This is a genomic window from Acidimangrovimonas pyrenivorans (genome assembly GCF_042643245.1).
Classification (GTDB): Bacteria; Pseudomonadota; Alphaproteobacteria; order Rhodobacterales; family Rhodobacteraceae; genus Acidimangrovimonas; species Acidimangrovimonas pyrenivorans.
In genome coordinates, this window is the sequence record NZ_JBHRSK010000017.1 from 155,167 (window position 1) to 176,760 (window position 21,594).

19 protein-coding genes and 1 pseudogene are annotated in these 21,594 nt (G+C 61.9%); 13 read left to right on the plus strand and 7 right to left on the minus strand.

Annotation, left to right across the window (positions count from 1 at the left end):
• The first annotated feature begins 152 nt into the window (after positions 1-152).
• Genes hisS through hisG form a run of 3 tightly spaced genes read left to right on the plus strand, consistent with a single transcriptional unit; the run spans position 153 to position 3,464 of the window.
• A complete protein-coding gene (gene hisS, locus ACFOES_RS18910; protein WP_377834936.1) occupies positions 153-1,628 on the plus strand; it encodes a histidine--tRNA ligase in 1,476 nt (491 codons plus the stop codon).
• 4 nt (positions 1,629-1,632) lie between these two features.
• Positions 1,633-2,760: an ATP phosphoribosyltransferase regulatory subunit gene (locus ACFOES_RS18915; RefSeq protein ID WP_377834937.1), complete on the plus strand. Its 1,128-nt coding sequence runs from the start codon at positions 1,633-1,635 to the stop codon at positions 2,758-2,760.
• The gene (gene hisG / locus ACFOES_RS18920; protein ID WP_377834938.1) at positions 2,757-3,464 is read left to right on the plus strand and encodes an ATP phosphoribosyltransferase; all 708 of its coding nucleotides are present in this window, start codon (positions 2,757-2,759) and stop codon (positions 3,462-3,464) included. Before ACFOES_RS18915 ends, hisG begins: the two co-directional genes overlap by 4 nt.
• A gap of 255 nt (positions 3,465-3,719) precedes the next feature.
• On the opposite strand, the gene ACFOES_RS18925 is transcribed toward hisG, so the two are convergent.
• Positions 3,720-4,151, minus strand: coding sequence for a DUF1489 family protein (locus tag ACFOES_RS18925; RefSeq protein ID WP_377834939.1), 432 nt, complete (start codon positions 4,149-4,151; stop codon positions 3,720-3,722).
• Between the two features lie 145 nt (positions 4,152-4,296).
• Here ACFOES_RS18925 and ACFOES_RS18930 point away from each other — a divergent pair, with 145 nt between their 5' ends.
• The 3 genes from ACFOES_RS18930 to ACFOES_RS18940 all read left to right on the plus strand — a co-directional run bounded on the left by ACFOES_RS18930 (position 4,297) and on the right by ACFOES_RS18940 (position 7,771).
• A complete protein-coding gene (locus tag ACFOES_RS18930; RefSeq protein ID WP_377834940.1) occupies positions 4,297-6,561 on the plus strand; it encodes an adenosylcobalamin-dependent ribonucleoside-diphosphate reductase in 2,265 nt (754 codons plus the stop codon).
• 425 nt (positions 6,562-6,986) lie between these two features.
• Entirely contained in the window at positions 6,987-7,385 is a 399-nt protein-coding gene (locus ACFOES_RS18935) for a hypothetical protein (RefSeq protein ID WP_377834941.1), read from the plus strand.
• Entirely contained in the window at positions 7,385-7,771 is a 387-nt protein-coding gene (locus tag ACFOES_RS18940) for a hypothetical protein (RefSeq protein WP_377834942.1), read from the plus strand. The genes ACFOES_RS18935 and ACFOES_RS18940 overlap by 1 nt, the downstream gene beginning before the upstream one ends.
• Before the next feature lie 404 nt (positions 7,772-8,175).
• On the opposite strand, the gene ACFOES_RS18945 is transcribed toward ACFOES_RS18940, so the two are convergent.
• Positions 8,176-9,765, minus strand: coding sequence for a GmrSD restriction endonuclease domain-containing protein (locus ACFOES_RS18945; RefSeq protein WP_377834943.1), 1,590 nt, complete (start codon positions 9,763-9,765; stop codon positions 8,176-8,178).
• Between the two features lie 460 nt (positions 9,766-10,225).
• On the opposite strand from ACFOES_RS18945, the gene ACFOES_RS18950 reads away from it, so the two are divergent.
• The 3 genes and pseudogenes from ACFOES_RS18950 to ACFOES_RS18960 form a co-directional block, all read left to right on the plus strand.
• Positions 10,226-11,428: an IS256 family transposase gene (locus tag ACFOES_RS18950; protein WP_377834944.1), complete on the plus strand. Its 1,203-nt coding sequence runs from the start codon at positions 10,226-10,228 to the stop codon at positions 11,426-11,428.
• Positions 11,429-11,622: 194 nt separating this feature from the next.
• Positions 11,623-11,784, plus strand: a complete 162-nt coding sequence (locus ACFOES_RS18955) for a hypothetical protein (RefSeq protein WP_377834945.1) — start codon at positions 11,623-11,625, stop codon at positions 11,782-11,784.
• A gap of 95 nt (positions 11,785-11,879) precedes the next feature.
• Positions 11,880-11,970: pseudogene (locus ACFOES_RS18960) on the plus strand (ATP-binding protein); the annotation flags it as partial.
• A gap of 168 nt (positions 11,971-12,138) precedes the next feature.
• On the opposite strand, the gene ACFOES_RS18965 reads toward ACFOES_RS18960, so the two are convergent.
• The 5 genes from ACFOES_RS18965 to ACFOES_RS18985 all read right to left on the minus strand — a co-directional run bounded on the left by ACFOES_RS18965 (position 12,139) and on the right by ACFOES_RS18985 (position 16,943).
• The gene (locus ACFOES_RS18965) at positions 12,139-12,366 is read right to left on the minus strand and encodes a hypothetical protein (RefSeq protein WP_377834946.1); all 228 of its coding nucleotides are present in this window, start codon (positions 12,364-12,366) and stop codon (positions 12,139-12,141) included.
• 419 nt (positions 12,367-12,785) lie between these two features.
• Positions 12,786-13,055, minus strand: a complete 270-nt coding sequence (locus tag ACFOES_RS18970; RefSeq protein ID WP_377834947.1) for a hypothetical protein — start codon at positions 13,053-13,055, stop codon at positions 12,786-12,788.
• Positions 13,056-13,580: 525 nt separating this feature from the next.
• Positions 13,581-15,143 carry an exonuclease domain-containing protein gene (locus ACFOES_RS18975; RefSeq protein WP_377834948.1) on the minus strand — a complete coding sequence of 521 codons (1,563 nt, stop codon included), beginning with the start codon at positions 15,141-15,143 and terminating at the stop codon, positions 13,581-13,583.
• A gap of 19 nt (positions 15,144-15,162) precedes the next feature.
• The gene (locus ACFOES_RS18980; protein ID WP_377834949.1) at positions 15,163-16,128 is read right to left on the minus strand and encodes a hypothetical protein; all 966 of its coding nucleotides are present in this window, start codon (positions 16,126-16,128) and stop codon (positions 15,163-15,165) included.
• A 512-nt stretch (positions 16,129-16,640) separates the two neighbouring features.
• Positions 16,641-16,943 carry a hypothetical protein gene (locus tag ACFOES_RS18985; RefSeq protein WP_377834950.1) on the minus strand — a complete coding sequence of 101 codons (303 nt, stop codon included), beginning with the start codon at positions 16,941-16,943 and terminating at the stop codon, positions 16,641-16,643.
• A gap of 171 nt (positions 16,944-17,114) precedes the next feature.
• Between ACFOES_RS18985 and ACFOES_RS18990 the strand changes: the two genes are divergently transcribed.
• Genes ACFOES_RS18990 through ACFOES_RS19005 form a run of 4 tightly spaced genes read left to right on the plus strand, consistent with a single transcriptional unit; the run spans position 17,115 to position 21,571 of the window.
• Positions 17,115-17,786 carry a hypothetical protein gene (locus tag ACFOES_RS18990; protein ID WP_377834951.1) on the plus strand — a complete coding sequence of 224 codons (672 nt, stop codon included), beginning with the start codon at positions 17,115-17,117 and terminating at the stop codon, positions 17,784-17,786.
• Complete coding sequence (locus ACFOES_RS18995; RefSeq protein WP_377834952.1) at positions 17,783-18,208, plus strand: hypothetical protein; 426 nt, start codon at positions 17,783-17,785, stop codon at positions 18,206-18,208. Before ACFOES_RS18990 ends, ACFOES_RS18995 begins: the two co-directional genes overlap by 4 nt.
• Positions 18,209-18,221: 13 nt before the next feature.
• On the plus strand, positions 18,222-20,573 hold the full coding sequence (locus ACFOES_RS19000) for a Mu transposase C-terminal domain-containing protein (protein WP_377834953.1): 2,352 nt from the start codon (positions 18,222-18,224) through the stop codon (positions 20,571-20,573).
• Positions 20,573-21,571 carry a TniB family NTP-binding protein gene (locus ACFOES_RS19005; protein ID WP_377834954.1) on the plus strand — a complete coding sequence of 333 codons (999 nt, stop codon included), beginning with the start codon at positions 20,573-20,575 and terminating at the stop codon, positions 21,569-21,571. The genes ACFOES_RS19000 and ACFOES_RS19005 overlap by 1 nt, the downstream gene beginning before the upstream one ends.
• The last annotated feature ends 23 nt before the right edge of the window (positions 21,572-21,594 follow it).

Below are 21,594 nucleotides of genomic sequence, written 5' to 3' on the forward strand. Positions count from 1 at the left end.
GGCTCAAACGCTCGTTCGAATCGGAGTGGCGCCGGGGCGACGTGACCGGGGCGTGACCGGGGCGTGACGCCCCCGCGCCTTGCCCCGGCGGCGCCCATCCGCTAGACGACCGGCGACTGCCGCGCACGCGGCCTCAGCAAGGCGATGGAACCATGGCGAAGGCAAAGGGCCCCCGGCGTCCCCGGGCCGAGACCCCCAAGGGCTTCCGCGACTATTTCGGCGCGGATGTGACCGAGCGCAGCGAGATGCTCGGCGCGATTGCCGGGGTCTATCATCGTCACGGTTTCGAGCCGCTGGAGACCTCGGCCGTCGAGACGCTCGAGGCGCTGGGCAAATACCTGCCGGATGTCGACCGGCCCCATGCCGGCGTCTTCGCCTGGCAGGAGGAAGACGGCGACTGGCTGGCGCTGCGCTACGACATGACGGCGCCGCTGGCCCGGGTCGCGGCGCAGTTCCGCAACGATCTGCCCAGCCCCTACCGGCGCTACACGATGGGCCCGGTCTGGCGCAACGAGAAGCCGGGGCCGGGGCGGTTCCGCCAGTTCTATCAATGCGATGCCGACACGGTCGGCTCGGCCTCGGTGGCCGCGGATGCCGAGATTTGCGGCATGCTGGCCGACACGCTGGAAGCGGTCGGCATTCCGCGCGGCGACTACCTGGTGCGGGTCAACAACCGCAAGGTGCTCAACGGCGTGCTCGAGACCATGGGCCTGACCGAGGAGGGCGAGCGCCGCGAGGAGGTGCTGCGCACCATCGACAAGTTCGACAAGGCCGGCGAGGCCGGGGTGCGCGAGCTGCTGACGACGGGCCGGCTCGACGCCTCGGGCGCCTTCATCGACGGCGTCGGCCTCAGCGCCGACCAGGCCGAGCCCGTCATTGCCTTCCTGACCTCGCGCGCCGCGACGGCCGCCGAGACGCTGGCCAACCTGCGCGCCGCGGTCGGCGGCTCCGAGATCGGGGCCCAGGGGATCGACGAGCTGGAGGCGATGGCGAGCTTCATGGCCGCGCAGGGCTACGGCGCCGACCGGATCGAGATCGACCCCTCAGTCGTCCGCGGCCTGGGCTACTATACCGGCCCGGTCTTCGAAGCCGAATTGACCTTCGAAATCCTCGACGAGAAGGGCCGCAAGCGCCAGTTCGGCTCGGTCGCCGGCGGCGGGCGCTATGACGATCTGGTCAAGCGCTTCACCGGGCAGGCGGTGCCGGCGACGGGCGTGTCGATCGGCGTCGACCGGCTGCTGGCGGCGCTGCGGGCCAAGGGCCGGATCGGCGGCGAGGCGGCGCGCGGGCCGGTCGTCGTCACGGTGATGGATCGCGACCGGATGGCCGATTACATGGCGATGGCGAACGAGCTGCGCAACGCCGGCATCCGCGCCGAGGTCTATCTGGGCAACCCGAAGAACTTCGGCAACCAGCTCAAGTATGCCGACAAGCGCGCCTCTCCGGTGGCGATCATCCAGGGTGCCGACGAGGCCGCGGGCGGCGTCGTCCAGATCAAGGACCTGGTGCTGGGCGCCAGGATCGCGCAGGAGGCCAGCCTCGAGGAGTGGAAGTCGCAACCGGCCCAGACCGAGGTGCCGCGCGCCGATCTGGTCGCCGCCGTGCAGCGCATCCTGAACGGGGCCTGAGCCGATGCCCGACATGACCAGCGACAAGGCAAGCGTCCGGATCGAAGCCGAACGCTTGTTCGCCAAGTTCCGCGAAGCCGGGGCGCGGCCGGTCGAGGCCGACATCCTGCAGCCGGCCGAGACCCTGCTCGATCTCTATGGCGAGGATATCCGCGCCCGCGCCTATGTCTCCGACGACCCGCTGGCGGGCGAGATGATGCTGCGGCCCGACTTCACCGTGCCGGTGGTGCAGATGCACATGGAAGGCGGGGCCGAGCCGGCGCGCTATTGCTACATGGGCGAGGTGTTCCGGAAGCAGGAGCATCTGGGCCCGCGCCATCGCGAATACCTCCAGGTCGGTTTCGAGCTCTTCGCCCGCGAAGAGCCCGAGGCGGCGGATGCCGAGGTCTTCGCCCTCTTCGCCGAGGTTCTGGCGCCCCTGGGGCTGCGCCCGGCGACCGGCGATATCGGCATCCTGACGGCGGCGGTGCGCGGGCTGACCACCAGCGACCGGCGCAAGGCGGCGCTGCTGCGCCATGTCTGGCGGCCGCGCCGCTTCCGGGCGCTGCTCGACCGCTTCGGCGGCCGGGTGCCGATGGCGGAAAGCCGGAGCCGGCTGCTGGCGGCGCTGAAGAAGAGCTCGGCCGAGGAGATGATGGCGGCGGCCGGCCCGGCGATCGGGCTGCGCGGCCCCGACGAGGTCGCGGCGCGGGCGCAGGCGCTGATCGACGAGGCCGAGGTGCCGGCGATCGCGGCGGGCGAGGCGGCGATCCTCGACGACATCCTAGGGTTGCGGGCGGCGGCGCCGGTGGCGCTGGGCCAGCTGCGCGACATCGCCGTCGACATGCCGGCGATCGCCGCGGCGGTCGAGCGGCTGGCGCGCCGGCTCGACGCGTTGGCGGCGCGCGGCGTCGATGTCGACGCGCTCGATTTCGAGGCCAGCCATGGCCGCAGCACGCTGGAATATTACGACGGCTTCGTCTTCAGCTTCCATGCCGAGGGCCGGCCCGAGCTGCCGCCGGTGGCGACCGGCGGGCGCTACGACGCGCTGACCCGGGTGCTGGGGCAGGGGCGCGAGATCCCGGCGGTCGGCGGCGTGATCCGTCCCGGCCTCGTCGCCCAGCTGAACGCCGCCAGGGAGGGCCGGGCATGAGCCTCAAGATCGGCGTGCCGTCCAAGGGGCGGCTGATGGACAAGACCTTCGACTGGTTCGGGGCGCGCGGCGTGACCATGCGGCGCAGCGGTTCCGAGCGCGAATATGCCGGCCGGATCGACGGCGCCGACGGCGTCTCGATGGTGCTGCTCTCGGCCGGGGAAATCCCGCGCGAGCTGGCGGCGGGGCGGATCCACCTCGGCGTCACCGGCTCGGATCTGGTGCGCGAGAAGCTGGCCGACTGGGACCAGCAGGCGACCGAGCTGGCGCGGCTGGGCTTCGGCCATGCCGACCTGATCCTCGCCGTGCCGGCCTTCTGGATCGACGTTGACACGCTCGACGACCTCGACGCCGCGGCGGCCGCCTTCCGCGCCCATCACGGCCACCGGCTGCGCATCGCCACCAAGTATCACCGGCTGGTGCGCGAGTTCCTGCGCGAGCGGGGCGTGGCGGATTACCAGCTGGTCGACAGCCAGGGCGCGACCGAGGGCACGGTGAAGAACCTGACCGCCGAGGCGATCGCCGACATCACCTCGACCGGCGAGACCCTGCGGGCGAACCACCTGAAGATCCTCGCCGACGGGCTGATCCACCGCAGCGAGGCGACCCTGTTCGCCAGCCGCGCCGCCGACTGGTCCGAGGTCCGCCCGGCCTATCGCGGGCTGCTGGAGCGGCTGGGGCTGCAGGACGCCGACGCGGACTGAGTGGGGCGAGCTGCTGGGGGGCGGGGGCCCTCTCTACCTGTTTTCCGGGGCTTCAGCCCCGGATCGCGCCCGACCTCGCCCCCCCCAGGGCAGGCGCGATATGGTGCAACCGGTGCAGCGAACACGACGGCTGGGGCTTCGTCGAGATGCCGGTGCAAACGTCCCCGCGCCCAGCCTCGAGGTCGGGCGCGATCCTCGCTCTGCCTATCGTGACGGCGTTTGAGCGGGTTTCTGGCAGGAAGGGCCGATGCCCCTTCACCGCACTCCGAATTCGGCCAGCGCCTCGGCCATGCCCGGCGGCAGCGAATCCTCGCCTTCGCGCGGGGCGGCGAGGTCGCGCGGGGCATCCTCGGGCGCGAGGTAGCGCCAGCCCTGGAACGGCCGGCGCGGGGCCCCTTCGGTGCGGACGATCTGGGGATCGAGGATCAGGGCGCAGCGCCGGATGCCATCCTGGCCGATCCGTTCCTCGAGCCCGACCACGCGCTGGCGCGCACCGATCACCCCCTTGAAAACCCAGTATAAAGAGCCGCCGTTCAGCAGTTCGGCCTCGCGCTTGGGCCACATCCGGGTGACGTGCTCGGGCACATAGTCCGGCCGCTCGCCCCGCCGGGCCGCCTGCCAGGCTTCCATGTCCTCGACCCGGTCGGCTCCGACGCAAAGTTTGATCAGATTCACAAAATCGGCCATGTCGACTCCTTGCCGTCACAATATACTGCGGCCGAACGGCCTTCAATGCGTTGACCCCTCTGAGCGGCCGGCGTATCGTGGGTTCCCTCACCGGTGCCGCCGGAGAGCCTTTTCCAATGATGCCGAAGACCTGAAGGACGCCCGTATGAGCCGTTTCTCCGCCCCGATTGCCGAACAGATCTGGGACATGAAATATCGCCTGAAGGAGGCCGACGGGACGGCCATCGACGGCACCGTCGAGGATAGCTGGCGCCGGATCGCCCGGGCGCTGGCCACGGTCGAAGAAAAGCCGGCGGAGTGGGAAGAGAAATTCTACCACGCGCTGGAGGATTTCAAATACCTCCCCGCCGGCCGGATCACCGCCGGCGCCGGCACTGCGCGCTCGGTGACGCTGTTCAACTGCTTCGTCATGGGCACGATCCCCGACAGCATGTCGGGCATCTTCGACATGCTGAAGGAGGCCGCGCTGACCATGCAGCAGGGCGGCGGCATCGGCTATGACTTCTCGACCATCCGGCCGCGCGGCGCCATCGTCCATGGTGTCGCCGCCGACGCCTCGGGCCCGCTGAGCTTCATGGATGTCTGGGACGCGATGTGCCGCACCATCATGTCGGCCGGCAGCCGCCGCGGCGCGATGATGGCGACGATGCGCTGCGACCACCCGGATATCGAGGCCTTCATCGAGGCCAAGCAGGATCCGGCCCGGCTGCGCATGTTCAACCTCTCGGTGCTGGTGACGGACGCCTTCATGGAGGCAGTCAAGGCCGACGGCCCGTGGGAGCTGAAATTCGACGGCAAGGTCTATCACACGGTCGAGGCGCGCGACCTGTGGAACAAGATCATGCGCTCGACCTACGACTATGCCGAGCCGGGCGTGATCTTCATCGACCGCATCAACCAGATGAACAATCTGAACTATTGCGAGACGATCTCGGCCACTAACCCCTGCGGCGAGCAGCCGCTGCCGCCCTACGGCGCCTGCCTGCTCGGCTCGATCAACCTTGCCAAGCTGGTGACCAAGCCGTTCCAGAAGGGGGCCTGCATCGCCACCGAGGCGCTGGACGACCTCGTCCGCATGGCGGTGCGGATGATGGACAACGTCGTCGACGCTTCGAACTTCCCGCTGCCGCAGCAGGCCGAGGAAGCGAAGAACAAGCGCCGGATCGGCCTCGGCGTCACCGGCCTGGCCGATGCGCTCCTGATGATGGGGCTGCGCTACGGCTCGGAGGAGGCCGCGGCCCAGACCGAAGCCTGGATGAAGCAGATTGCCCGCTGCGCCTATCTCGCCTCGGTCGAGCTTGCCAAGGAAAAGGGCGCCTTCCCGCTGTTCGACGCCGAGAAATACCTCGCCTCGGGCAACATGATGCAGATGGATGACGACGTCCGCGAGGCGATCCGCGCCCACGGCATCCGCAACGCCCTGCTGACCTCGATCGCGCCGACCGGGACGATCTCGCTCTATGCCGGCAACGTCTCCTCGGGCATCGAACCGGTCTTCGCCTATGCCTACAAGCGCAAGGTGCTGCAGAAGGACGGCTCGCGCACCGAGGAGGAAGTGGTCGACTACGCGGTGCAGATGTGGCGCGACCTCAAGGGCGACGCGCCGCTGCCCGACTATTTCGTCAACGCCCAGACGCTGGCGCCGCTGGAACATGTGCGGATGCAGTCGGCGGCGCAGAAATGGATCGACTCGAGCATCTCGAAGACGATCAACTGTCCCGAGGATATCAGCTTCGACGATTTCAAGGAGGTCTACATGGCCGCCTGGGATCAGGGCTGCAAGGGCTGCACCACCTACCGGCCGAACGACGTCACCGGCTCGGTCCTCTCGGTCAGCGAGAGCGACGAGAAAGCGCCCGAGGCCGATCTGGGCGCCGATGTCGTCTACCTGTCCGAGCCGCTCGACCGGCCGCAGGCGCTGGAAGGCCATACCTACAAGCTCAAGTGGCCCGACAGCGAGCACGCGATCTACATCACGATCAACGACATCATCATCTCGGGCCACCGCCGCCCCTTCGAGGTCTTCATCAACTCGAAGAACATGGAGCATTACGCCTGGACCGTGGCCCTGACCCGGATGATCTCGGCCGTGTTCCGCCGCGGCGGCGACGTGTCCTTCGTGGTCGAGGAGCTGAAGGCGGTGTTCGATCCGCGTGGCGGCGCCTGGATGCAGGGCAAGTACATCCCCTCGATCCTGGCGGCGATCGGCGGCGTGATCGAGCATCACCTGATCTCGATCGGCTTCATCGACGGCGAGGGCATGGGACTGAAGACCGACCCCAAGGCCGAGGTCATGGCGGTCGGCGAACGCCCGCGCGGCAAGTCCTGCCCGAGCTGCGGCAGCTACGAGATGCGGATGGTCGAGGGCTGCATGACCTGCGGCAGCTGCGGCTATTCCAAGTGCGGCTGAAGGGCGCGGACGGGGGGTGTTTGTTCCGTTGAGCACAGTTTAGCCAAAACGACGCTGTTTGACGTCCAAAGTTGGGGGGTCTCAGAGCCAAGGTTCGTAACCGTCTGAAATTAAACGTATATTTGAGAGCGCGCTGTTCCCCTCCAGGACCGGCGCGTTTTTCTTTGAATCCTGGCCAAGCAGGTGCGGGATATCTCGACAATCGTCGCGGCATCTACGGTGAAGCCGCGCCGTCCGTCGTAACATCCCATGAGATTGGAAAACAGCACGACACAGAGAGGACAGCATCCAAGGAGCAGAGAACATCACGCCAGTGGCGCAAACGGGCAGGTTGTCGGTAGGCCCAGGACTGAGCGAAGGGTGCCAGATCGGGAATTTCTTGACGCGATCCAAGCGTGGGATCGCACACACCAGAGAGGTGAAACATGCAACACACTCCCGAACTTCAAGCTCTGCTTCGCAATCTGAACAAGACCAGCCTCTTCCTGGGCTGGCTTCGGAAGGAGGGCGATAGCCTGATTGCCGCGGCTACCCTGCTCGGCGGGCACAAATGGTCCAAGCGGGCCCATATCGTGGTGGCCTGTGCGCGGGCGGGTCACGACATTACGGCGCGGCGTCAGGAGCTTGATGCCCTGCGGCGTCTTCTGAATCTCGAACTCGTGGATGACATCGAGAGTGAAGAGGCCGCCCGCTTTACCGCCATTCACCCGGACGATCCGAGGGCGGACGAGGCCCGACTCTGCGCTGAAGCTCTGGACCGAGGCATCCGTGCCCTTGAAGCACTCCGGCTCGCGGGCCTTTCCAATGTGCGGGAGGCCGCGTGATGAATATTGGCGCGAGTAAGGATGCCGGGCGAGGGCACGCCCTTGCGCGAATGGCGGCTCAATGGCTGACGCTCATTCGATTCCAAGCCAATAAGGCGGCGCCCATTTTCTCTCCGAGCGTGTCACACTACCACGATATGCTCGACCCCAGCGCCGACGAAACCGCGTGCTTCAAAGCATGCAAGAACATGCGCCGGCATGTTCAGCGTCATATGCAACTGGAGCAGATGAAGGGTGAAGAAGCCTACATGCGCGCGCGACCTGTGGACCCCTACAGTGCACATTGGAAAACGACGCGCCACGGAGCGGAACTGACAGCAATTGCATGGCTTCTCAAGGAAGCGATGCAAGAGTTCGAGTCGACCACGGACAATGTGGACAGATAAGCTGCTCATTGGGCGGGCCTTAGCCCCGCCCAATGATACCTTGTAGTGCCCCAAGGCTATCCAAAGCGCAAAGCGGCAAGTCGCGGGAAGCCTATTGGAAGTCTCATTTCGGCCCCCCCTTCGATGGTCTCCGGCGGAATAGCAAGGTCGGTGTCCAAGTCTTCGCTTGGGAGTGATTGTTACGCCTTCCTTAGAGTGCTGGCATTGGTGCGCGTGACGGCGGCGACCGCAGCAAGATCGTTGACACGAAGGGCGGAGAGCGGATGATCGCAGATCACTTGTGCTAACGCTGGAGTTTCCAGTGCCGAGGATCGGAAGTTGCATGGGACCTAAACTCAGCTATCGCGCAGGAAGCGCCAGCAGTTCAACAAGCTCCGACAGGGCCTATACACTTTCCACAATATCTAAAGTTGGCAAAGATCTCGGGCAATGACTGCGAGATTCTCGGCGCGTGACTTAACGAAGGCTTCATAGTTATCGTCCCAAAGTAGCTCATTCGCTACCGCAGACGTCAAAATTGACTCCAGAACCGCTTCGTCAGTTGGCATCTTCTGTTTGTAGTCCGAGGGCGCTTCACCTCCGAGCTTGCGATTATCGGCTCGCGAAAGGAAGCAGAAGTTTGCAAGAATGCTATCGCCAATTGGCTCTTTCTGGCCACTCCTTTCCAAAAAACTCCGCGGCATCATGTGATGAAACTCTGAGCGATTTGCTCTTTTAAGGGTGTCCGCCAAGTCTACCTTTTGGCCGGAAATAAATGATCTTGGAGATTTCGTGGAAAGTAACAGAAGAAACGTCTTAGTGTTAACATTGCTTATCCTGAAAACGTGCTGAAGGAAAAAATCTGAAGTAACGTTTGTTGCGAAGCCTCCAAGACTTGAATCTGCATCATTTCTGAGATTGTTCATTTGCTCAATGTCGGCTTTCAAGTTTCTTAGAACTCCAGAACTATACCTCCGAGAAAAAGATGAGCGCCAGAACCACCGATTTATTACTTTTCTTTGAGCATCGCTCACCGAAGCCTCTTTTTCACCATCAATAGCGAAGAAAACTGAAAGAGGCACAAGCTGCGTGACGTAGGGGAGATTGTCGAGCTTCTGGACAGAGAACTGGTTTCGCAGGTAATCAACCGCGTACTGTACTCCATTTTTAATTAGATCAAATTTCTTTCTAACCTCGGCGCCATTCAACTTCATCAGTGCCGAGGGAGATGCGTCTCCAGTGAGGATCGCTGCACAGCACCTCAGTAGGAGGTCAGTATCACTACCCACGCCCTGGAAGCCGAATGGAGCTAAGACCTCCGAAAGTTCCTCAAATTGATCGGCGAGTTGGAAATCTTCACTCCACGTCCACGCAGACAGAAGTTGAAGTGTATCTAACTCGACGCCTTGGCGATTAACGCGCTCAAAAATTATCGCGACCGTTTCCTTCTCTTCGGTTTTAGTTACCTGAACTGGTATCTTCGTTTCTTTGAACCTCGCTTGAAGGTCATCAACGATCTTTATCGCATCCCCTTCGAGTGCCTCAGTGGCAGCGCGATAGGCGGTGGTGTCAAAAAGGGTTCTTAGTGGGAAATGGCGGCCGGGATCGACCTGATCTGGTTTCAGGGCTATGAACTGGTTATCTTGCGCCGTTTCATCCGCGCCCAGATCGAAGAAAATATCCATCCAATCGGTGTGCTCGCCCTGGATAGGTTCGTAATCAGTCTGAAATACACCAAAAATTGACGTCACGCGTTGCTGTCCGTCGAGGACATAATCAACTGGATAGTCCTCTTTGGGATCTGGAAGGGCGAAAGGTCCAAGTTGGCGATCAAACTTTAACTGCTCTTTTGTCCGCCAAAACATTAATGCCCCAAAGGGATATCCTTTATAAATACTGTCCATCAAATACGCGACACGCTCAGAGTCCCAAACAAACCCTCTCTGAAATGCTGGAATCCTAATTTGCCCGCTTCCAACCGATTCGATTATCCCTCGGATACTGTAGTCTTCCATCACATGCGTCCCGCAATCCTAATTATCGCTTCCGAGCAATGAATAGTCAGCCCGTCTGCGCAAAGCCAGTACATCGAAATTTCTCTTGTTACGCAACAGCGGACTTTCTTGGTGGCAGCAAGGAGGCTGGTCATACTGCATACTGGGCTGGTTGCGATGATAAACAACAGGAGGACTCTGGCCATCCGCTGTGGGCGGCATGAAGGTCGGCGAAGGGCCGTTCGCGACAGCTGGGCAGGAAGGGCGGAGAGCGGACGTTCGCTGCATCAGGCACGACCGTCCGCTATGCCCAGAAAGCTCCATCTGTGAAGTCCGGGGACTGAACCTGATAGTAGGGCACGACAGGCCTCATCAGACATTCGATGGGTGATGTCCCGGGTGGTGGTGTAGGTGTCGGTGGCCATCGGGTTTCTCGGTAGGGTCGGGTTGCTGAGCCAACCTGAACCGAGGGATAGACCCGATGACCAAACCGATGATGGACCTCCGAGCGCTGGTGGAGAAGAGCGGAGATGCCGATCTGCTGCGTGAGATGATCGGCTTCGCCGCCGAACGTCTGATGGAGCTGGAGGTCGGCGCCAAGACAGGCGCCGACTACGGCGAGAAAAACCCCGAGCGGCTGGCACAGCGCAACGGCTATCGAGATCGCGATTGGCAGACCCGGGCCGGCAGTGTCGAGCTGCGCATCCCGCGCCTGCACACCGGCTCCTACTTCCCGTCCTTTCTCGAGCCCCGGCGCTCGGTGGAAAAGGCGCTGACGGCTGTCATTCAGGAAGCCTATGTCCATGGCGTGTCGACACGGTCGATGGATGACCTTGTGCAGGCCATGGGCGGCACCGGCATCTCGAAGAGCCAGGTCAGCCGGCTCTGCGAGGAAATCGACGAGCGGGTCGATGCCTTTCTCACCCGTCCGATCGAGGGCGAATGGCCCTACCTCTGGATCGACGCGACCTATCTCAAGGTCCGCCAGGGTGGCCGGATCGTGTCTGTCGCCGTGACGATCGCGGTGGGCGTGAACACCGATGGCCGCCGCGAAGTGCTGGGCATGGCGATCGGCGCTTCCGAGGCGGAGCCCTTCTGGACCGAGTTCCTGCGCGATCTTGTCCGCCGCGGCCTCTCGGGCGTGAAGCTGGTGATCAGCGATGCGCATGAGGGCATCAAGGCGGCCACGGCGCGGGTGCTGTCGACCACGTGGCAGCGCTGCCGGGTGCATTTCCAGCGCAATGCCCTGGCCCATGCCGGCAAGAGCAGCCGCAGGGTGGTCTCGGCCTTCATCGCCACGGCCTTTGCCCAGCCGGACCACGCTGCGGCCAAGACCCAGTGGCGGCTGGTGGCGGACCAGATGCGTCCCAAGCTGCCGAAATTGGCCACGCTCATGGACACGGCGGAGGAGGACGTGCTGGCCTACATGACCTTCCCCGCCCAGCACCGCGCGAAGTTGCACAGCACGAATCCGATCGAGCGTCTGAACGGCGAAATCAAGCGGCGGACCGATGTCGTCGGGATCTTCCCCAACGAGGCCTCGATCCGGAGATTGGTCGGCGCGATCCTGATGGAGCAGACCGAGGAATGGACCGTCCAGCGCGGCCGTTACATGACGCTGGAAACGCTCGCGCCGGTCTGCGATGATGTCATGGTCAGCCTGCCTGCCGCGCAGCGCGACTGACCTGCTCGGCCCGCATCAGAGCGCGAGGCCCGCCGCCAGCTACACCATCAGCTGGGACATCATCCAGCGAGACACCTTTGATAATCTCCTGCTTGGAGAGGGAGGGTGTTTTCAATGACAGAGGATCAACGGGAGAACTGGCGGAAGCTTCGGGTGCTGGAGCACGCGGAACGATCCGGCGATGTGAGCAAGACATGTCGATCTCGGATTTCCTCCAGGAGCTCCTGCGGCGAACCGGTCACCACGATCTCTTCATCAGACGGGACATCGAAGAACTGCGCGTCCTTCTCGATGCGAAGCCTGGCCACCGCGAACTCGGTCCCCGGTGGCACCCGGTTCTGCTTCTCTTCCGCTGACAGGTCTCTCGTGACGTCGGAAATGTTCTGCGGCGTAGCTCACGTCGATGAACTTGCGCTTTTCCCAGCTTTCCCCGTTGATGATCTCCTTATTCATGACGACCGCGCTCCTCGACGGGACTGACCCATCATTGCGACATTATCGAAACCGGGAATGAGAGCTGGCGCTTCAAAACCCGGGAGTAGTTAAAACCACGCCGGCCCGACGCGGCTGCGCTGTGTGGAGGCTACACCAAATCGAGCCAGTTCCCGTCCCGCCAAGGGGGGCACTCCAATAGGGGGGCAAGATTCGGTGGCGATTGACAATCCACGAAGCCAGGAGGCTACCTAATCAGCGCTCTCCTGCGAACACCGTCATCTTGGTTGTCGTCCAGTGGGCTTGTTCTTGGCGTATGCGAGCCGGCCCACGCCATCGAGACCGACCCCGAGACCACATTTCTGGCGCTGAGCGAAGAAAGCCTCTTCGCCTGGGCCGGGCACCTTCATGGCGTCTGTGAACATGGCGAGCCAGAAGCTTTTCTCTTCCTCGCTCAGATCGCTCATCTCGAGCAGGACGTCGGAGAGTTTTGCAGACTGGGCCATCTTGATCACCTCCTTCTGTCGTTTCAGGCGACTACGCTGCAAACGCCACTCCATGCGAGTTATCAGAACACTCCTCCTCACAATAACACGCAGAGCGCCGTCCATCCGTCCTAAAATATCGAAGCTCGAAGATGCGGGCCTCATGCACGACCTGCCGCCAACTGCCGCATCCATGTTGCTCAGGTAGCTGTTCGGGATACCGCTCGACAATCCACCTTACGACCTCCGCTTCGGTTGCCCACCCATCGACGGCAAACTCACCGGCTGCTTCGCGCAACGCGCGCGCAGAACCAGCGTCAGTCCAGAACAAAGACGGCATCCGTCACCGGCGAAGTTGGGGGACAGAAAATCAGGATTTTGCAGATGGCAGCCAGAACGCACTACTTCAAATTGACTGCAGTATCGATCCCGCGGAGAGGTTAGCCCCTGCGAAATGGCACAACGTTGTCGCCTCGCATGAAGCCAATGGCTCCCTCGCTTTCGAGAGTCTGGATTGCGGTGTCGCGAGCGTCCCGATCGGAGCCAAACTGGTCGTCCCAGACATGGCTGGCCCCTTCGTGGTCGACGACCTCGAGTGTCCAGGTCTTGTCAGCTTCAAGCCGGTAGATCTCGATCGAGAAGGGATAGCCGTCGACGACGACCCTTTGGCTTTTGCTCGAAGTGACCAGGTTGGGTTCATCCTCGGCCATTTTGATCGTTGTCCCCTGCAGAGTGTTTCGTTCCGACTATGTCCTGCCCAACACCGTGGTCAACCAGCGAGGCGTACAATTGGGGTACGCGTTTCCGGTGGTTCGCGTTCGCTCCGTCGTCATGAGGTCAGCTGTGGGGGCGAGTTTGAGCCGCCCGCACAAGAAGCGTCGAGAGTACCACTCCAGAACACGCGGTCATATGTCGGCGGTGCGATAGCTGGGACCGTGGCTCCGATCGCGGAAGCATTCCGATCACCGAGGGCAGCACTGGGGAAGTGGTCTAAGGCGCTCCTCAGGAGTGACGAAACATCCAACTCGTTGCCGCCCAGACCCCGAGGGAAAGGGTGCCTGCGGTTCCGACGGGAAGGTGGAAAAAGATCTGCACACCGTAGAAAAATGCGCCGGTGACCACGATGGCTGTAAGCATACCAAGACCTACTACGAACGATGGGCTGCCTGTCAGATCGCATGCTGATAGGGTATCATTTGGGCAAATCTGTGGGGATAGCCGGACAAATAGGACATTCAGCTTGTTACCCTGGAGATCCGATATCGGTAGGGAGCGACTTCATCGATAGCCACCTGATCTCCCGCGGCCACTCCGTTCCGCTCAAAGAAGGACCGTACCCAGCCTCGCTTGCGAAAGAACTTCTTCTTGCCGTCGAGGTCCGTCACGACGACTGTCTCACCGCCCCAATCCACCGAAATCTCCCGCGGGGCAGCTTCCGCGCGGTTGGAGCCTCCGATCGCATCGGCTGGGAACTTCTCGAAAAATTCCCTCAGATAGATATGCGAATTGTCGAGGTTGCCCTGCGTGACCGTTGATATGCCCAGGCGACGTTCAGGGCCTGCGGAATACCTCTCCTGCGGCGTTTTCTTGGTTTGCTTGGAAGCGCGGGCCACGCTGCCGTCGCTAAATTCCTCCAGCACGTCGAATTCGTCGATCTGGATGTCAGGTGCCTTTGCAGGCTTCGCTCGCACCGCAGGCTGGAAACCCTCCGCCCTCAGGACGACCTCGGCGGCGGCTCGTGCATCGTCGCAAGCGTCGTGATGGGTGAAGTCGAGGCCGAGATGGACCTTGAGGCTGGCCAGCCCATGACCTCCGTTTCCCTTCAATTCCGGCCAGGCGTTCCGGGCGACACGCACACTGTCACGCCACTCCCACGGCGGCATTGCCCGACCTGCATGACTGCAGGCCGCCGCGAAGGCGCTACGGTCGAATCCGGAATGCTGATAGATGATGTGGCCGTTAAGAGCCTCCTCCAGGACAGGCAGGACCTGTGCGAAAGTCGGGGCACCCTGAACCATGTCTTTCGTAATCCCGTGCAGGCCACTCCATAGCCAAGTATCTACTTGGGGATCGACATAGGTCATCCAGGTTTCGATGCTGTTGTCTTCGCGCACACAGGCGAGACCGATCTGGCAAATGCTTCCCCGGTCGTTGTTCGCGGTCTCAACATCGAGCGCGATGAAGCGGAATGGCCCCTTTGGCATAGAAGAAACTGGCGGTCGTCTGCTCGACGGCGGGGCAGGGTGGATATTCTCACCCAAGCTGCGGCGGCGCTGCCGCTCGAGCGCGGCGAGTTCGGCATCGCTCAGCCCGAGCCGGCGAAGCGTGGCGTCAACCAGTTCGCCAGGTTCGGCGTAGGGGGCCATCCCGCGATTGTTCCACGCGATCGCATCAGGCGGTGCAATGGCTAAGACTTCGGCTTCGAGGGCAGCAATGTTCCGATCATCGGAGAGCGCCACCCAGACGGCACGGCAGTGATCCGAGATGAATTCGTTGCGCAGACGTTTGGCGATGTCGCCATCCGACTTTGTCGTCGCGTCGTCCCGGTCACGCCACATTCGACCGGTGTTGTACATGTGCGAAAAGTAGTGGCTGGTATTCTCCGAGCCAGTGCGATGGCGTTGATGTATGCGCTTGTGCAGGGTTTCGTTGGCGGAACTGGTCGAGCCGATGTAGCGCAGAAGGCCTTCATGATCGATCAGTCCGTATAGTCCGCGGCAGTCCCGGGGCGCCTCGGTTGTCAGGCGTGGTTCGGCGGACAGGAGGGCGTCCAACAGGGCTTCAGGAGTGAAACGCATAGGTGAGGCCTTTCAATAGTTACTGTGCGGCGCCGCTGCGCTCGACGCGTTGCCACGCAACCCCCGAGACGATACCCCAGTTGCCATGTTCGTTCGGGCGCCGCCAGCGCGGGATCGGCATTGCGTTCAATGCGGCAAGCGCCTCGTCGAAACCGTCGAAATGCTGTTCTTCACCTTTGGCCCCAATCTGGTAGCTGCCGCCTCGTCTGAGGCCGGGATGAAACGTCGATCCATCACGTGCGACAGGGACGAAGATCATGCGCTCGGGGTCGATGTGTCGGGTGGTTTCGGCGATATCGGAGCCTTCTTGTTCCATCCAGATCGAGGCAAGGAAGTCTTGTCGCTTCTGCAGCCAGGCCAGAGCGCTCATGGCGGACACGCCTCCGTGTGGTCCTCGTTCCAGCGTCGGCTCGCTACCAGCCAGCAGGTTGCGTACCCGACCTTCCGACACGCCGCCAAGTGTCGCCATGGAGCGAATATCGACCTCACCCGTGCCGGTGTCGAGCGCGTGGCGCGAAGAAGCCATGTTGGCAATGCGGAGGATCGCATTGTTGCCATCACCCAAGGCGCGCACGTCGGACCGTTCGGCGAATGCAGAAACGGTGGCCACCATGTCTGCGATCCAGTCGGCTCTCTCATGCTGGGGCACAGCCTCGGGTGTCACGCCATAAAGGCCATACAGACCGGCATGATTGATCCGCTCAGACATGGGCCAGACCATTCCTGCGGACATGACGTCCTCAAGCACCTCGCGCCAATCCGCGCCACCTTCGCCTCCACTTTCGGCAACAGGCGCTGCGAGATCGAGCAGGGGTTGAGCGGCATGTTCGGCCCCGACCAAGCCTTCGACATATTCCAAGGCGTTGTACAGAAGTTCGGCATACCACTGGGCAAAGTCCCACGTGTGGCTGCCATCGCTGACGGCAAACAGGTTAACCCAGGTGTCGCGGCGTTCTTCCGCACTCATGTGTTCGCTGGTTTTCATCTGTCCCGGTCCTTTCGCTCAGCGGTGCAGGCGCCTGATCGCGCTGCGGACATTCAAGTAGTTTCGATGGTCGGACGGTGAGCTCGCTGCAACCGCAAAGCCGGCCTTAAAAAAGCAGCAGACAATGTTTCCGGTTCCTTTCGATCCGAAGCAGATTGCCCCCTCCTGACGGCAGAGTGCCTCGTAGTCTTTCGAAATCCCGGCCATGGCAAATCACCTCATTCGTGCATCACGCATGAGCGTGTTTAGCCGCCCTGAGCGAGTATGGCAATAGTAGTTATTCGTGAATGATGCTATCACATATATCAGATACCGGCGGGACGCTCACAGGGCCGATATCTCAGCGAGGAATCACTTCGGCGGCTCCAGTTGAGAAATCCACCTCTCTCTCTTTTCGCCTACCGCTGTCCTTGGTTGCGAACACGCAACACCCATCCCGGCCATTTTGGGTTCTTCGAAGTCACGGCTCCAGAGTGCGGATGAACGGCCCCAAAGCCCAGGAACCCGTGTTTTCAAAAATATGCAATATTATCAATGGTATGCCTTTTTGCTTGGAAGCCCCATTGGTTCATTCGTCTTCGCGCCAAAACATTTTCTGAAGATTTATTTGGCCTGAAATCGGCGCTTGCTGGAGGCGCGGCGAAAGGCAATCTTCGTCTTCGAAGCCGCAAGCGGGCTTCAGAAAAGCCGGGCTCGGCGGGGAAAACTTCTTCGTCTGAACTCAAAGTGACCAATATCGATGGTGACGACGCCGAGAGACCACAACCGGTAACACGGCGCGCCACATCGGGATGAAGAAGGAACCAACGAGCCATGGGCCGTTCGACCTGATGAAAGCCGGCGGGACTGAGTTTTCCGCCACAGGAAGGCAGTCGGCCTGATCGGGCGCGCCTCCTTCCACGAAACCTAAACATCGTGACCGGTGCCTTTGGGCAGTGTCGGGAGCCTTCCCGGCAAACGGTCTCCTCATGCGAAGAGGTCTTGAAATGCCGATTTTTTCGGAGGGTAGAGTATTGCCCGCTCCTTCCTTAGCAGAACGCGAAATTGGGCTCTCGTCAAAGGAGCACTGCACCGCGCTCACGCTAATCGGGGATGGTCCCGGAAACCACGCTCATGCGGAATCCTATCTCGAACTTTGCCACCAAAGACTGCTGCAGGTGCAACCCGGCATCATTGCGCTGAGGGAGCAGGCCAAGTTCCGCTTTGGCTACAGAGATGAGTGGGAGCACAACTTCGACATCCTGGCGACCTACCAAGGCGGTGCTCGGATTGCCTACACGGTCAAGCCTGAAGTGCGGCTCTCTTCCGGGCGCTTCCTCGAAGAGATGCAGCTTGTCGCCTACTGGGTCCAACGCAAGAAGTTCGCCGATGCGGTGCAACTCCTAACGGAGGCAGACATCGACCGGACGGCGCTGCACAACGCTGAACTCCTGACCTCGCTCCGCGACACAGACCCCCAGGCCGACGCCATAGCGCGCGAGATCGCGTCAGGCTTCCGGGGCGCCGTCAGCCTTCGTGACCTCACTATCAAGCTCGACCTCAAGGAGCGCGGTTATCGCGCGCTTCTGAGGCTTATCCGCTCCGGCGAACTCGCACTATTCGCCCGGGATCGCATCACTCCCTCCACCCTCGTCATCTGGAAAGGCATGACACAATGAACACCCATACCAACAAACAATTCTTCCTGGCTCGGCCCGGCGCGGCAAGTGGGGCCAAGGCTTTCCCCCGGCAGCCGCGTGATCGGTTCGAAAACCCCAACGCAAGGCGGCGGGGCGACGCCACGCCCGCCGAAATCAGTGCCAACTCGGCAGGTCGATACCAGCAGGAAGCGCAAGAACGGTCGGAAGGCCCTTACGAAAGCTTTGCCGAAGGCTCCATCGCGAAAGCTACACGCGCCTACCTGGAGACACTCTATTCGGAGCGCGCCGTGTTGGAGGCGGTCATCGGCCTCATCCAGGAAGGCGAAGTCAGCCTCGAGAACCTGGAGGAGAGCAGGGAACGGATCCTCGAGCGAGCCGCCTTCAATCTTCGCCGGGAACTCGCAAAGGCGAGCGGCCCTCACCAAACGTCCAACGCCTGAAAGGATAACCAAGATGAACGCTTTTACCGGAATTCAGGAATTCCAGTCGCCGACACCCGTCAAGTCGGGATTCCGCATCGATGCCCATGATCGACTCACGATCGAAGGAAAGGCTTACCGCCTTATCGGAAAATCGGGTCCCAACGTTGTTCTGCGACCTGCCGAGGGTGAGGAGCTGGCGGAGCAATTCGCGATGTCTAACCTCGCGAGGCTGAGCGCCGCGGGTAAGATCAAGCATGAGGTGGGATACTACCTGCCAGACGACCAGAAAAAGGTGACCCTCGACGGAAACGTCGAGCTCCTTCTCGCGGAACTCCCGCCCGACGCCCTCAAACGCCTCAAGACCCGGCATGCCCTCGTGCAAGCGGTCAAGGACATGATCTCGGAGATGGGCATTCGCAACAACGACGATGATCTGAGGGCCCATCTCGACGAGATCCGCCGGCGGGCGCAATCCTACTTCCAGGACCACGCCTTGGAACGGGAGATGCGACAGCACGATGCCGCCCGAAACGGCGAAAAGGCACGTCGTGCGCGCGGAAACAAGGTCTCTGAGGCAATCGACGTCCCCAATCCCTCGACCATCCGAAAAATGGTCAAAGCCTACGACACGAAGGGCATCGCGGGGCTGGCAGACCGCCTCACGAGATCGGGGAATTTCAGCAGCTACTTTCGTCCGGAAGAACTGGCCCTGCTCACCCAGACGATCCGGGAAAGCTATCTCACGCTTGAACGCAAATCGATCAAGGCAACCACCGAAGACGTCAAGCGGGTGTTCAAGAAGGAGAACGCTCAGCGCAAAGTGGATGGGCTGAGTAGCCTCCGGACCCCGGGGCGCGACGCCGTGCGAGCACATATCAATAAGATCGACAAACTGACGGTGATGATCGCCCGCTATGGCCGCGAGGAGGCCATCAAATCGCTGCGCCCGGTCAGCACGGGATTGCAGGTCGAGCGTCCCCTCCAACGCGTCGAGATGGACGAATGCAAGATCGATCTAATGGGCCTCTTTGCCAGCACCGGGCTGAAGGGAATCCTGAGCCCTCAACTCCTCGAAGCCTTTGGGCTCGATGGTAGCAAAGGCAGATGGTGGCTTGTGGCGGCAATCGATTGCCGGACACGTGTCTTCCTCGGAATGAAACTCACTCGCGATCCCAAAACCAGTTCGGCGCTGGAGTGCCTTCGCATGGTGTTGACCGACAAGGGCGAGTGGGCGGATGCCGTTGGTGCCCTTACCCCATGGTCACAGGCAGGTGTTCCCGAGAACCTGGTCACCGACAACGGCGCCGCGTTCAAGGCGTGGTTGTTCAACAGCACCTGCATGGATCTCGGGATCAGCCTGACCCGGACCATCGCCGGGATGCCCTCGATGCGCGGAATCATTGAGCGCGCTTTCGGTACCATCAATGGTCAGCTTATGGAACGGCTCAGTGGTCGTACCTTCGGTAGCGTCGCGGAGCGTGGAGACCATCCCTCGGAAAAGCGGGCGTGCCTCGATACTGACGCTCAAGCCTATGCGCTCGTGCGCTACATCGTCGACATCTACCATAACACGCCCCACGAAGGGCTCGGTGGGCGCACCCCTCTCGAACAGTGGGAGGCGGATATGGAAGACGGAAACTTTCCGGCGCGCGGCTTTCCCGACACCCGGACCATGCGCCTTGCATTCGGAACGAGGCTGCAACGCAACCTGCGCAAGACGGGCGTCACGGTCATGGGGGTGAACTACCATTCCGAGGCACTGGCAGCCCATTACGCGATGACGGGGGCACGAGCACTCGACGTCCGCTGGGACCAGGCCAACCTCGGAGCGATCGAAGTGTTCGTCGATGGGAATTGGTATGAGGTCCCCGCCGTCCATGACCGTTTCGAAGGGGTCGACGCGCACACCTGGTTGCGGGCCCGCCGCGCTCTTCGGGCGCGCTCTGCCAGCCGTAGGCATTGGGATGAGGAAACCGTCTTCAAGGCTCTCGATGACATCGAGGCCCTGGTCGCGAAGCAGTCCCTCACTCGAAATCTCGTCGATACCACCCTGACCGAGAAGAACATCAGGAATATCGAAACATCGCTCTTCGCTGGATTTCACGTGGGCGGGAAGTCGACAACCCAACCCGCCGGCATTGGCTGTGGCCGTGTGATCTCGCCCAGGGCAGAGGAGACGAAACTGCCGCAAAATGCTCCGCAGAGCCGCCTCGCGATTGGTGCGGCCAAGCCCATCGAAGCTGCGGAAACGCTTCCCAAGCGCAAATCGGGAAAAGCGTCACAAAAGCCTTCGCCCTCCAAGCCCCGGACCAACCTTCAAGACACGCGCATGCCGCGGATGAAATTCAACACCAACTTTCTCCAGAACAAGGACAAGAACTGATGACCATCACCCTCAACCCCTCGAAAGTCGTGCAGGAACTCCGTGGCTTTCACGTCGAAACGGAACGCGACCGGGATTTCCGGAAACAGCTGAACCGTATTCTCATCGTGGAGGATGACGGCACTGGGAATCCGAGTTGTGTTCCGGCCAAGTATACAGCGGACCTGGAAACCCGCGGCGTCCTCGTCATCGAGCCGTCCGGTGGCGGCAAGACGACCGCGATCCGCCGCGTCCTCGAAGGGACCGCGGCGCTGGGTATCAACCCGGACACCCAGATGCCTCGGTACCTTCAGATCCAGGTGCCGAGCCCAGCAACCCTCAAGAGCGTTGGTCTCGCCATTCTGGACGCGACGGGCATGAGCGGCGTCAAGGAGAAGACCCCGGTCTGGGAAATCTGGGACATGGTGCGCCACAGGCTGAAGCTGCTGGGCATCGTCGTTCTCTGGCTCGACGAGGCCCAGGACCTGATCCTCGCGAAGTCGATCCAGGAAACCGAGAACGCGATCCGCATGTTGAAGTCAATCATGCAGGGCGAGAACGGCGTCGTCCTTGTGCTCAGCGGCACCCAGCAGTTGGCGCAAATGGCAAACCTCGATCCGCAGGTGTCGCGCCGCTTCACCAAGATCGTGCCTCGCGCCCTCGAGATGGGCGCAGACGAGGAAGGGCTGGAGAGCCTGATCGGCAGCTATTGCGAAGCCGCGGGGCTCGCGCCGAAAGTCTCGGACGACCTCGCCAGTCGGCTCATCAGGGGTAGTCGGCAGCGTTTCGGGCGTGCGGTCGAGACGATCGTCAATGCGATCGAATGTGCGTTGCTCGACGAGGATAGCAGCCTGACTGACGCCCATTTCTCCGAGGCCTGGGCGATGCAGGAGGGCTGCGAGATCGTGGATAACATCTTCGACACACCCGACTGGCTTTCGGTCCCGCTCGATGTTGCTGCCGAGGAGTTCGAGGACGCCCGGGTGCGCCGTCAGAAGAAGAAACTCGAGAAGGCCTGAGTCATGCACCTTACCCCGCACCT